Source organism: Siphonobacter sp. BAB-5405, from assembly GCF_002872335.1.
Taxonomy (GTDB): domain Bacteria; phylum Bacteroidota; class Bacteroidia; order Cytophagales; family Spirosomataceae; genus Siphonobacter.
Genome location: NZ_NJAG01000019.1, coordinates 50,251 through 62,128, shown reverse-complemented (window position 1 = coordinate 62,128; position 11,878 = coordinate 50,251). Strand labels below are relative to the sequence as shown.

The 11,878-nt window shown below is 48.1% G+C and carries 11 protein-coding genes, 1 tRNA gene and 1 pseudogene; 12 read left to right on the top strand and 1 reads right to left on the bottom strand.

The features are described 5' to 3' along the window. Window positions 1–13 precede the first annotated feature (13 nt). A tRNA-Gly gene (locus BWI97_RS15825) sits at window positions 14–100 on the bottom strand. A 98-nt stretch (window positions 101–198) separates the two neighbouring features. Here BWI97_RS15825 and BWI97_RS28360 point away from each other — a divergent pair. The 12 genes and pseudogenes from BWI97_RS28360 (at window position 199) to BWI97_RS15760 (ending at window position 11,871) form a co-directional block, all read left to right on the top strand. Further along, window positions 199–1,032 (top strand): annotated as a pseudogene (locus tag BWI97_RS28360) (DUF5131 family protein). A gap of 74 nt (window positions 1,033–1,106) precedes the next feature. Further along, the gene (locus BWI97_RS15810; RefSeq protein WP_102201714.1) at window positions 1,107–1,574 is read left to right on the top strand and encodes a hypothetical protein; all 468 of its coding nucleotides are present in this window, start codon (window positions 1,107–1,109) and stop codon (window positions 1,572–1,574) included. Between the two features lie 1,122 nt (window positions 1,575–2,696). Beyond that, window positions 2,697–3,320: a ParB N-terminal domain-containing protein gene (locus BWI97_RS15805; protein WP_102201712.1), complete on the top strand. Its 624-nt coding sequence runs from the start codon at window positions 2,697–2,699 to the stop codon at window positions 3,318–3,320. After that, window positions 3,307–3,825: a hypothetical protein gene (locus tag BWI97_RS15800; protein ID WP_102201710.1), complete on the top strand. Its 519-nt coding sequence runs from the start codon at window positions 3,307–3,309 to the stop codon at window positions 3,823–3,825. The genes BWI97_RS15805 and BWI97_RS15800 overlap by 14 nt, the downstream gene beginning before the upstream one ends. After that, on the top strand, window positions 3,803–4,642 hold the full coding sequence (locus BWI97_RS15795) for a hypothetical protein (protein WP_102201708.1): 840 nt from the start codon (window positions 3,803–3,805) through the stop codon (window positions 4,640–4,642). The genes BWI97_RS15800 and BWI97_RS15795 overlap by 23 nt, the downstream gene beginning before the upstream one ends. A gap of 31 nt (window positions 4,643–4,673) precedes the next feature. Beyond that, window positions 4,674–5,258 carry a hypothetical protein gene (locus BWI97_RS15790; protein WP_102201706.1) on the top strand — a complete coding sequence of 195 codons (585 nt, stop codon included), beginning with the start codon at window positions 4,674–4,676 and terminating at the stop codon, window positions 5,256–5,258. Next, entirely contained in the window at window positions 5,206–6,636 is a 1,431-nt protein-coding gene (locus tag BWI97_RS15785; RefSeq protein WP_146010957.1) for a terminase large subunit, read from the top strand. Before BWI97_RS15790 ends, BWI97_RS15785 begins: the two co-directional genes overlap by 53 nt. A gap of 205 nt (window positions 6,637–6,841) precedes the next feature. Continuing rightward, complete coding sequence (locus BWI97_RS15780) at window positions 6,842–7,462, top strand: hypothetical protein (protein ID WP_146010956.1); 621 nt, start codon at window positions 6,842–6,844, stop codon at window positions 7,460–7,462. A 150-nt stretch (window positions 7,463–7,612) separates the two neighbouring features. Then, a complete protein-coding gene (locus BWI97_RS15775; RefSeq protein ID WP_102201700.1) occupies window positions 7,613–9,331 on the top strand; it encodes a hypothetical protein in 1,719 nt (572 codons plus the stop codon). Continuing rightward, the gene (locus BWI97_RS15770) at window positions 9,267–9,788 is read left to right on the top strand and encodes a hypothetical protein (RefSeq protein WP_102201699.1); all 522 of its coding nucleotides are present in this window, start codon (window positions 9,267–9,269) and stop codon (window positions 9,786–9,788) included. The genes BWI97_RS15775 and BWI97_RS15770 overlap by 65 nt, the downstream gene beginning before the upstream one ends. 63 nt (window positions 9,789–9,851) lie before the next feature. Further along, a complete protein-coding gene (locus BWI97_RS15765; protein ID WP_102201697.1) occupies window positions 9,852–10,700 on the top strand; it encodes a hypothetical protein in 849 nt (282 codons plus the stop codon). Window positions 10,701–10,800: 100 nt separating this feature from the next. Next, complete coding sequence (locus BWI97_RS15760; RefSeq protein ID WP_146010955.1) at window positions 10,801–11,871, top strand: hypothetical protein; 1,071 nt, start codon at window positions 10,801–10,803, stop codon at window positions 11,869–11,871. The last annotated feature ends 7 nt before the right edge of the window (window positions 11,872–11,878 follow it).

Here is an 11,878-nt window from a genome sequence, read left to right as displayed (position 1 = left end):
TAGATCAGGGGTACAATGCGTGACGGGATTCGAACCCGCAAACCCTTCGAAGGGCAGCAGTTTGGTAAACTGCCGTGTCTTCCATTTCCACCACATACTCGTCTTCAGGCTTTCGCCAATGTGTTCGGCTTTGGTAGCCACGAGGAGTAAAGGATTTCAGCAAAAGTTTAGTTCACGCGTACCGAAATATTTTTCAAAATGGCAACTAACTCAAAAATTCAGTGGGCCACTGCCACCTGGAATGTCGCCCGCGGCTGTACCAAAGTCGATGAGGATTGCAAGTATTGTTACATGTACCGGGAAAGCTTCAACGAGACCCGCTACCAGCCCAAAGAGGTCGTACGCACCAAATCGGTTTTTAACCTGCCGTTACGCTTGAAAGAACCGTCGCTGATTTTTACTTCGTCGCTGACGGACTTCTTTCATCCGGATATTGATACTTACCGCTGGGAGGCCTTTCAAATCATAGCTCAGTGCCCGCAGCATACGTTTCAAATCCTTACGAAAAGACCGGAAAGAATATGGAAATGCTTGCAACAAGCTTTGAAACTAGCCATTGACAATAATGCTGTGTTTGCGGAATTGATGTTACGCCATTGGGTAAACGGCAACGCTCCTAAAAATGTCTAGTTAGGCACTTCTATTGGCTCCCAGAAAAGCATACACAGGGTTTATGATCTGATTGCGGCACCTGCACAATTACGATTTCTGTCCCTAGAGCCGCTTCATGGCCCTGTCTCCCTGCCGCTCAACGAGTCTGTAGATTACGCTAACAAGGTTAAGGATTTGATTGGATGGGTAATCGTTGGGGGTGAATCAGGGAACGAAAACGGCAAGTATCTCTATCGCCCCTGCGAGTTTAGCTGGATAACAAACATTGTTCATGATTGCATGCTCGCAGATGTACCGGTATTCGTCAAGCAATTGGGAACGCACCTGGCAAAGCAGCTGAAGCTACAGGATCGACACGGGGGGAATATAGACGAATGGCCGGCTTCACTTCAAATCCGGGAGATGCCGGAAGGTTTCTAACCAAGTCCCGTGCAAAATTTTTGCACGGGACTCTACCAATCAAACCACAACTTATTTTCTAATAAACACCAAGCATGAACTACCACGTTCAAATTACTTTCCTTTCTCCCATCGACGTGGAGAAAGACGGGGCAGCTTTTACAGCAGCTATCCAAAAGGCCGGATTAGTCTTTACGGGGGATATCCTTCACACCATTATCGATGGTACTGTACAAGGCCCGATTGATAGCCGGGGCAAAGTCTTGCTTGCGGTACGGGATGCGGGCCTTAGCCCTAAACTCAAATTGCTGGCAGTTACCGATGAATCCCCAGAGCATAACCTGGAATACCAGTGGAAACTGTACTTGGGACGGGCAGGGGTAAAGGAAGAAGATTTGCATCCTGCCCAGCTCCAGCAGACCAAGCAAGCCTTCTTTGGAGCGATGGGGCAAATGCTGGTACTTCAACGGGATTATCTGGCTGAGCTGCCCGAAATGCAGGCGGTCGCCACGCTGGAAAATATGTGGGAGCAGGTAGCAGACTTCTGGAAAGCCCAATTCTAATCAATCATAATCCGGTTTCGTTTGCAGGCCTGAAAATCTGCAAACGGAATGCCTCGTGTACGGTGAAATGATTCAATTACGGTAGAGAATCCTTGTTTTCTTACTACGATTTGTAGAAATTTTCAAAGCTCTTTATTATATATTATAATATATATACTATAATCCTTTATATATACTGTTTACAAACACAAAAAAAACTACAAAGTCAATATTGTTTAATGAAATTTTTCGTTGTAATCTTGCAAAACGATTTGCAGAGCACGATAGAGGGGAAAAATACTAGGGCCGAAGTTTAATCTTTACACCATTTTTGATTGTACATGCATTCCCCCGAACCCTCAATGAGGATGAAAAAAACACTTAGCATGGCAACTATTTCCACGTATTTTCAGTTAAGTTAATAAAAAAACGGGGGTCGAATCCTGGATTCAACCACCCGTCCGGTTCCCCTTAAGATTTAGTGATGTAAATCTTAAAAGGGTGTCCATTCGTCGCACGGATAACACGACCGTCTCGTAAACGGCGAGTCCAGCGAAGGATGAACGTTCCTCTTTCGTCTTGATACGTCATAGCGTTGCATCGAGATTAGGATGAACAAATCCCTCAACCATTGCAGAGGGCCCTACAAACATCCCGGTAGCTCGTAACTACCGGGTTGTATTTTTATAGTTAAATCCTCACGTTTGAGGAAGTCTACTTCTCGTATAAATCACCCAAAACTAATCAATACAGTGGTGCGTGTCAATAGGGCAGGCACGGGTTTTTTATATCCCAACTGTTTGGTTTTTAAGGAGTTTTTAAGCAAACCGTTAGCTCTCAACGAGTTATCCACATTTCTTCACGCGAAACTTTACAAAAAAAATTTTAGAAAAGACGAATTTTTTTTTTGTAATTCCATTTTTTCTTTTACGTATATACTACCGTTACCCCTCTGCACTACCATACAATTCATCTGTAAGCTGCGATCTACGATAGGGATGATCCGATGTATTGCTTTTTGGAAACAATCGAATCTGGGGCAAATGAAGTAGATATACGGCGGTCTTTTGGAAAACAAATGGATTCATTTTTTATCAAAATTATTGCGTATATTGCATACCGTTCAGTTTTTCTTAATGGTGTATGAAAAATGCTTCACAAAAAGTAGGTATTCATGTTGTACCGCTACCTACAATTCAACCCAATCCACTAAACCCTCGCATCATTAAGGATACAACTTTCCACAACCTGGTGCAATCGTTGAAAGAATTTCCTGAAATGATGGGTCTACGTCCGATCATCGTAAATTCGAAAATGATGATTCTGGGCGGGAATCAGCGGTATAAAGCCGCTGTCGAGGCCGGATGGAAGGAGATTCCAATCATCATCGCTGAAGGACTTACTTCAGAACAGGAACGTGAATTCATCGTTAAGGACAACGCTTCAGCTGGTGAATGGGATTTTGAAGCCCTGCGGACGGACGGATGGGAAGCGGATCTGCTTCTGGATTGGGCGGCCATTGAACTACCTGCAATTCCGGACCCGGAAGCTAAAGAAACCGACCAAGGGGATTTAAGCCAGTCGGCCGATTCTTACCTCAACGGTGCTATTCGCCAGATTGTCCTGTATTTCGACGTGGAGCAACACAAGCAGGTCTTAGCTGATTTAGCGGAGATAGGCGAACGGTACGGGATTGAAGAGGACAACAGTGCGACCGTTTTAAAACTCATCGAGCTTTACCGAGAGAAGGGAAATGAAGATAGGTAATATCATTTTGCTGACAGGCAATTTTGGTATTGGTAAGAGTAGCATCATTCAGGGTGAGGGAAGGCAGGAAGGAAGGTTTTACGTACACAGTAACGGTTGGCAGGTGTTGGGCGATAGGAATGGGGCTGACGTTGCGTTAAAGAACATCTCGAAAGCCGACCTGCTGAATGGGTTAAGAAACTACCCTGGTAATCTCATCATTACCGGGGTTTATTTTCAAAGCCACAAGGATCTGGATATCTACTCGAAGTACCATCACTTGCACGTGATTTTCCTCCGCACCTCCAAAGCAAACAATCGCCTTCGCATTAAGAGTCGGGGCGGGAAGTGGAACGAACAGACCTGGGCGGAAAATCACAATTCACTTTTAAAGCTTTTCGACTTATGCACCCGTAAGCGTATCACCCGGCTGGTTATGGACAATGACCGGCCTTTGGACGTTGTAAGGGCTGAGTTCTGGCAGTACCTCAATTCGCTTGGAAATGAAAACCCTGGAACTACTTAGAAAGCCACTGGAGCTATCCCAGTTCAAGAAGCGTTCCGCACTGGAATCGGATTGTTCGACTTTTATCAATCACGACTTACTCGTTACCGAAAACGGCGTTCCCCGCATTCTCTACAAAAAGCTTGATATTGATACGGCGGCCTTACTTCATGCTGTGCGGAAAATCAAGTATGAGAAGAATACCCGTACAACGGGATTGGTTACGGAATCGGCCATCTTCGGGTACAATCCCCGCAACGTGATCCGGAAGGACTTCTGCTCAGCTACGAGCATGGCTTACAATCACCCCTCCGAACATGCACTTATTGCGAACTTTGGAAGGGAGCTCTCTCGCCTGTATCAAGAGTACTTCCCCGATATCTTCAATACGCATGCCGGTTTCGTCGATGAAAAGATTAGTCCGGACTGGAAGATTAAGGACACCCCGTTTACCAGCGGGATTGTGAACCGAAACAACCCCTTGAAGTATCATTTCGACGCGGGAAACGTGAAGAATGTGCTTTCAAACATGGTGGTTTTGAAAAAAGATGTTCAGGGTGGCGGTCTGGCTTGCCCCGAATTTGATCTTTTATTCGAATGTGCCAATAACACGGTTATGCTTTTCGACGGGCAACAGATCCTGCACGGTGTCACGCCCATTCACAAAACCTCACCGAACGCTTTCCGCTATAGCGTGGTCTATTACACGCTTTTGCAGATGTGGCAGTGTCTTCCGATCGGTGATGAGATCGCCCGTATTCGCAAAATTCATACGCAGCGGGAACGGAACCGGGCGGCAGGTAAGGTGGACAGCAGTCAACTGGCCAAAGACGTTTGATTCTCACACCTCATGAAAATTCACACTGGCAATGGCGAATAAACTGAATGCGACAACGAAGCTGGCCCGGGAAGCAGAGATCGCAAAGATGGCCCGGATGGGGATGACCTCGGAACAGATCGGGCAGGAGTTGGGGCTTACGGGTTCGATGATTCGTAAGATCATTATCAAACTCAGGGAGGATTGGAAAGAGCAGATAAACCGCGATGTAACCGAATTGCAGGCTCGTCAGGCTGCCGAAATAGTGGACTTGAAAAGAAAGTCCATGAAGGGGTGGGAAAAGTCCTTGGAAGCCAAAACCAAGAAGCATTCAAAAACGAAGGGCAAGAAAGTGCCATTGACGGACGCGAAAGGAAAAGCTACGGGTGAGAACATGGTTTTACCTTCCGACAGTGAGCAGTCACTGACCATCGAGGAAACGAATGGTGATCCACGGTTTTTGATGGTTTATACCAAACTGATGGAGCGGGAAGCGAATCTGCTGGGTATAGATGCCCCGAAACGAATCATTGACGAGTCGGGCGGGAAAGTGGGCCTGAATATTGACTTAAGCAAATTGACAGATGAGCAGCTCGAAGCTCTCGCCTCGGCAGTTGGAGGCGTTGAAGGGAATTGACCCGAATAGGGTTTTAGCGGAATTAAAGCGTCGTCAGTGGTCGAAAGATTATCTGCGGTTTGTGATGGACATGAATCCTCGGTACGTACCTGAGGATTTTCACGTTTACATTGCTAGCCGCTTGCAGTTGTTTGCTGAAGGTAAGATCAAGCGATTGGGTGTATTGATGCCCCCTCAGCATGGGAAGTCTGAATTATCCACCCGCCATTTTCCTCCTCATTTGGTTGGGCTAAATCCTAATCTGAATATTCTGCTTACCGCGTACGGGAAAGACCTGGTCACGCAGTTTAACCGATACATTCAAAACGTAATGCTCTCCAAGCCTTACCGGGCTGTGTACGGTAATTTACTGGCAACCGGGCGGCGTATGGACTCGGCGGAGGAGAAGAACACGAAGACCCTGTCAATCGTCGGCCACAAAGGCGTTATTCGTACCATTCCCCGCGGTGGGGGCATTACCGGGAACCCGGTGGATGTCCTGATCATTGACGACTTGATTAAGGGTTCAGACGAAGCCCGTTCGGATGCGGTTCTCTCTGGAAACTGGGAATGGTGGAACGAAGTAGCGAAAGCCCGTCTGCACAATGACTCTCAGGTTCTGCTCGTGAACACTCGCTGGGCCGAGAACGACTTGCCCGGTATGCTCATGAAAAAAGAGAAAAACTGGGAGTGGATTATTTTCCCAGCCGTCAAGACTGAGGACATCCGGGAGTATGATAAGCGTGAAGTAGGGGAGCCGCTTTACCCGAAAAAGCACTCGCTAGAAAAGCTCAAAGAAACCGAGAGCAACTCCAAGACGTCTTTCCAAGCCGTATACCAACAGAATCCGGGGCGTAACGAACAAACGGCAATCTACCCGAAATGGCCTACTGTTCCCCGGCTTATGGACATGTACCAGGTCGAAATCTACGGGCTGGACTTTGGGTGGAACACCGATAACCCGATGGCGTTGGTTCAATCCCGCTTCTGGGGGAACCGGGCTCACCACAAAGAGCACATTTACGATCCTGAGCTGACTACGCCTCAATTGGCCGAACGTATGCGAGCTATCGGAATTACCAGTGAGTTGATTGTTGCTGATTCGGCCCGTCCGGATAAGATCAAAGAATTGCGAGATGATTACGGCTTTAACATCGTAGGGGTCCCTAAGTTTCAGGGCAGTATCGAGACGGGTATTTCGGACGTGAACGATTTGGATAACTACTACACGGAAGAATCCCTCCACATTGGTTATGAACTGGATAAGTACGTTTACGTAACTCAGGGCGAATACGTAACGAAAACCCCGGTCGACAAACATAATCACCTTCTGGACGCTATTCGCTACACTTGTATGTACCGGAAACGGGTTTTACAGGGCGGAGCAACGCAAGCATAAATTTTTTTTGGACGGATATTGGAAATAATGTCCAATATCTTACTTTTGTCCAACCGCTTTTCACGCGGGCAAAGGTTGGCTGAACACTGGGGCATAGGGCGGGTAGCGACGTCTGCCCGAAACTCCGGGAAATTGTTCTGTCAACGCTTCTTTTCAGCAGCCAGCCTACCAAAGTCGCATTTTCACTTTTCTAACCATAGCTGGCATGTCATCTTTAATCGATTGCCCTGGATTAACTACACTCCCAACGGTACCGGCCAACGCCTGCGAAGTTATTCCCGGAAAGGTCATGCGTATCGCTTTCCAGTTGCTGGGCACACCTTTCACCGAAGTAAACATCGTTACCGAAGCGGCTTGGACGGCGGCTTTAACTGCTACAGACGCTAAGAAGATCGTGTTGACCCCATTCCTCTCGGACGCAGGCGACCCGATCACTTCCGCTGAGCCTAACCAAACGGGTGGCAATGATGGTACGACGCCAGATGGTACGCCGATCGTTGAATCGTATGGATTCAGCTCGGGCCTGTTCCAGATCATGGGGCCTTCATCCGCTCAGATTGAGGCTCTGCGTTCACTAACGGGAGCGTCGATTTCCCTTTCAAGCCCCACTCGCTTAGGAATGTACCTCTTTTGCGAAGGCGATAAGATCGGATCTATCGGCGGTAAACCGATTCCGGTGAAAAACGTGGTCATTCCTGATCCTACGCTTGGCGGTCGGGGTAAGGCTGTTAACTACCCGCTGCGGTTTAACCTGCCTGCTCTGTGGTCGAAAGGGTTGACCTTTCACAAAGCACCGTTCTCCTTAAACGCTCTCATCAATGCGTAATGGCAAAGGGCAGTGTAAAGCTTGCTTTAGACCCCGAGGGGGACAAGCATGAGTTTAGCCGAGAACACGCAGAGGCTATCCTACGGTATCAAAAAATCACTGGGCTAGGCGGATGGTCGCTACCCAAAGAATCGAAACTACATTTTAACGGTGAGACGCTCAGCACAACAACTGCAAACGTATCTGGAGAAGCCGAAGAACCAAGCGGCGATTCTTCAAGCGGGGAGTGATGACGAGCGAACCGTATTTCATGCACGCCCGGCCTCTACCTTTGATGAGGCCGGGTCTTATGCTCCTAAGTTCAAAAGCCTCGTTCAAGGCATTCTGACCCAAAAGCGTAAACAAGCCGCTTTCTTCAAGCTTTTACAGTTCCCTCTTCCTACCCGTCGTCAGATCAGCCGTGCCTCGGATGATTTGAACCGGGTTTTCGAGGCTCAGGACCGATTCATTGGCTGGGAGTTCACTACGCCCGAAACCGACGAAGATTTCCGGGAATACGTTCGAAGTAAGAAGATTGAAACGTTCGTAAGGGAAGATGTCTTCAACGCGATTTTTGAACGTTGCAATTCGTTGGTAGTCGTTGACTTGCCCGAAACGCAGATGTTCGGTGAGTATCCGGAACCGTATGCTTACTTACTGCCCATTTCCAACGTTTTTGACCTTGGACTGAACCCCGACAAAAGCATCGAGTACTGTATTTTCAGTGTTGCCAAAGACAGGTTCGCGGCTTTTGACGAAGGCCACTTCCGGATTTTCTCGAAAGAGAAAGACGAAGCGGGTAAGGATACGTATACACTACTGCGTGAGATTGAACATTCACTGGGTTATTGCCCAGTGAATTTCATTTGGCACGATCAATTCGGGGATGCAGGAATCCGCCGCCTCTCCCCACTTTTTGACGCATTGGCGGACATGGATCGGCTAGTAATGGCCGATGTTTTCAAGGAAGATGTGGACTTGCACGCCGCGTACCCTTATCTCTGGTATTTGAAGGAGAAATGTACGTACAAGGATCATGACGGGGCTTGCATGGGCGGCACCATTGCTTGGTTTGATGAGAACAATCAGCCGAAGTCTAAAAAGTGCCCGAATGATTGTCAAAATGCTTTTGCTGGGCCTGGTACCGCGTTTAAGATCAGTCAGCCCGGTTCGGGTGAACATCCTCTACCTGCGCCAGCTGGTTTCGTAACGCTTCCCAGGGATACGCTGGACTACATTACCGAAAAGGTCGACTCTTTGAAAAAGGAGTTGTTTCACTTTTTGACGGGGTACGATCAGGAGCCGGATAAAACCAAGGCCCTGAACGAAGACCAGGTGCAAAGCCAGTTCGAAGCCCGTATCAACAAACTGATCTATTGGGCCGAACACCTGGAGCGTACGCACCGCTGGATTCTGGAAACAATTGGCCGCTTACGCTACGGGGTTGAGTTTGTTAAGGTCACCGTCAACTATGGCCGTGAATTCTACCTTGAAACCCTACAGGACGCGTTAACGGCGTATCAGGATGCCCGGCAGAAGGGCCTGCCTATGTTCCTGCTGGAAGTACTTCGCCGCCGCGTCGTACACCTGTTAGCACGCAACAACGATCACGAATTACAGCGGCTCACCTTCCTTGAGTTGCTTGAACCTTACCCTGATGTGCCTTTGCAAAGCGTTCCGCAAGGCACCGTGGATTATGAGTTGAAAGCCAATTTTCCACGTTACGTGGGGCAATTCGAACGCGACAACGGGGACTTGGTGAGCTTCGGGTCCAACGGAAACATAGCTAAGAAGCTCGAAACCATCGAAACTGAACTTTACAATTATGTCGAAGCAAGAAGAAAACTTTGGGAACAAAGACAGCAAGAAGCTCCAGAAACTGCCCGATAACTTCGATAAGAAGTGTTTCTGGGTACGCCAGACTGTGACGCGTAAACTAGAAGGTCAGAACGTAACAGTAGGGGCGAAAGGGATTGCCGAAGTGCAATGCTATACGCCGGAAGAGTTTGAGGATACTTTTGTTGAAAACAACGGGGTTATTTCTCACCGTTCACTGGGCTTTCAGGTAACGGTTCTCCATGAGCCTACCAAGGGGGCTGATGTTCCATCTGAACTCGACTTGAAAAAACAAGAGATCGAGGAGGCCAAAGAGAAAGAGCTAAATGAGCTTCGTCAGAAACTCGCCGATTCAGAGGCTCGTGAGCAACAATCTCAAAAGGATCTGAAAGCGGCTCAGGACACAGCCAAAGCCGCTCAGAAAAAGGCAGAAGATGACGCGAAAAAAGCGGCTCAGGACGCAGCCAAAGCTAACGCTCAATCGCCAGTAGTCACGCCACCACAATCTTAATCATTTTGTCAGCCCGGGTAACTCGGCTGATTTTTCCCTTAAAACCAATTATCAGCCAACACAATGAGTTTAACTTTTGCAGAAATCCGGACCGCTATCGACAGCGATGCCGCATTGAAATCCGAACTCCTTAAAGGAATTGAACCCGAAGTAGTTGCCGCTCTGACCAGTGCCGGTAATGTCGTTAAAAAGAAAACTGAACTCGATCAGGAAATCACTAACGCACGTACTGAAGAACGTACGAATGCTACGCGTGAAGTTCATGAAGCCTGGGAGGGTAAGGTTGCCGAAGCGACTGGCAAAACGAAGCCTGCGGGAAAGAAAGGTATTGAATGGGCGGTGGAGGAAATCTCAGCCATCAAAACTAGCTCAAGTTCTGATACTGATAAGTCTGAGCTAAATCAATTACGTACAAAAGTTCAGAATTTAGAAACTCAGATGAGAACGAAGGACGATGAGGCATTCAAGCGTGAAGTGAAAGGTCTCGTTGACGGGGCCGTCGAAAACGCTAACCTTTTCGTTCCTCCCCACCTGAAAACCGACGAGGAGAAAAACGCTTACCTTACCACTCAGCGTAGAGCACTACGGGCCGTATTTACTGCTGAATTGGTAGCGAAAACCGATCCGGAACGTGGAACTGTCTTCTTTGAAGGCGATACCGCTTTATTGAAAGACGGTAAAGTTTTAAACCCTACCGATATTATCAAAGACCGTTACAAAACCTTCCTGGCTCCTGAAAAACAACAGCAGCAAGGTACGGGAACGGGTGGTAATGGGAGTAACGGCGGGGAGGTAAACAAATACGCGGGTATGTCTCAGGATCAGGCCCGTGAACAATTGAATAAAGATGGTCATCCCCGTGGCTCCGATGAGTACAACAAAGTGATGTCCTCTTACGATCAACAACAGTAAACATTAAGCCCGGTTCCTTCAGCCAGAACCGGGCTTTCAGCAGCTAACAAACCTTTGTCCCGGGCGGCGTAACATTGTTTCACGCTAAATTCACTTGAAAATGGCAGGTATAGCTGCAACCGTTTTTGACAAGGCCGTGATTATGGCCAAAGACCGTTTCACCCAGTTTGAGAATCGTCGTCCCCTAATGGGTTCGTACGATGCCTTACGAGAGGGAACAAGCCAATTAGTCTCAAAGACCCCGTTAGAGGATGCACGCAAGTCACCGACGCGTCCCGTTACAATCCCTGTTTTGAAGCGTTATGAAGCAACGATTCACAACAAACGGGCGGTGGTTCTACCCGGAGATGAGCCAGAATCTGATCTGGTGTCTTTAACCTGGAATACTCGCGGTTTTACGGCAAAGTCCCGTGAAGCCGTTCACCAGGGCAACTACATCAGTGAAGCTGAATATATTGCTCACCAAATTGAGCAGGGCCTGCGTACGGTGTACCAAACGGGTGTAATTACGGGGAAAGAGTCGTTTGATAAACTGGCTACGGATTATCTGAATGCATCGAAAAATACGGCTCTGGCCACGACAACCTTAGCGGGCGTAACGATTGCCGGAGGTGCCTACGAAATCCCTCAGGACAAGTTGTATTTGTACATGCCGACTTTGTTCATGAAAAACGAACTAGGTGGTCCGTTTCACGATGTTGCTAATTACGATGCTTATGCGATGCGTACGTACATGAGCACGATGGGAGCTGCTAACCAGCAGAACCTTGAAAAACTGCTGTCGGCTCAGTATGACTTTGGTTACTCGCAGCACATTGGTGTAGCAAATGGCGTGTTAGAGTCGCACTACTTTATCCAGAAGGGAAGCTACGGCGTACTGGATTGGATCGAATACGACTGCCGCATGAACGGTGGCTACGACGGCAAAGGTAGCTGGGACGGTACGTACAAGTATACGACTTGGCAAGACCCGTATGGAACGCTTTGGGGAGTTCTGGTCACCATGGGCCCCAACCAAAATGACCTGCCCGGCCTTGAACGTTCGTACGCAATGCAGATGGACTTTTTCAAAGACACTGCATTCGTAAAATCTTACTCGTCTGAGGTTGGAAAATCTGAAACGATTAAGGTCAATGTGAAGCCTCCGACCACGGCTTCACAGGCGGCATAGGTTACTC

What these genes read in the sequence shown, in the direction of transcription:
- BWI97_RS15795 (WP_102201708.1), top strand. Translation starts at nt 3,803, where the DNA reads ATGAAAACCCTGGAACTACTTAGAAAGCCACTGGAGCTATCCCAGTTC.
- BWI97_RS15810 (WP_102201714.1), top strand. Translation starts at nt 1,107, where the DNA reads ATGAACTACCACGTTCAAATTACTTTCCTTTCTCCCATCGACGTGGAG.
- BWI97_RS15800 (WP_102201710.1), top strand. Translation starts at nt 3,307, where the DNA reads ATGAAGATAGGTAATATCATTTTGCTGACAGGCAATTTTGGTATTGGT.
- BWI97_RS15790 (WP_102201706.1), top strand. Translation starts at nt 4,674, where the DNA reads ATGGCGAATAAACTGAATGCGACAACGAAGCTGGCCCGGGAAGCAGAG.
- BWI97_RS15805 (WP_102201712.1), top strand. Translation starts at nt 2,697, where the DNA reads ATGAAAAATGCTTCACAAAAAGTAGGTATTCATGTTGTACCGCTACCT.
- BWI97_RS15785 (WP_146010957.1), top strand. Translation starts at nt 5,206, where the DNA reads ATGAGCAGCTCGAAGCTCTCGCCTCGGCAGTTGGAGGCGTTGAAGGGA.
- BWI97_RS15770 (WP_102201699.1), top strand. Translation starts at nt 9,267, where the DNA reads ATGTCGAAGCAAGAAGAAAACTTTGGGAACAAAGACAGCAAGAAGCTC.
- BWI97_RS15765 (WP_102201697.1), top strand. Translation starts at nt 9,852, where the DNA reads ATGAGTTTAACTTTTGCAGAAATCCGGACCGCTATCGACAGCGATGCC.
- BWI97_RS15780 (WP_146010956.1), top strand. Translation starts at nt 6,842, where the DNA reads ATGTCATCTTTAATCGATTGCCCTGGATTAACTACACTCCCAACGGTA.
- BWI97_RS15760 (WP_146010955.1), top strand. Translation starts at nt 10,801, where the DNA reads ATGGCAGGTATAGCTGCAACCGTTTTTGACAAGGCCGTGATTATGGCC.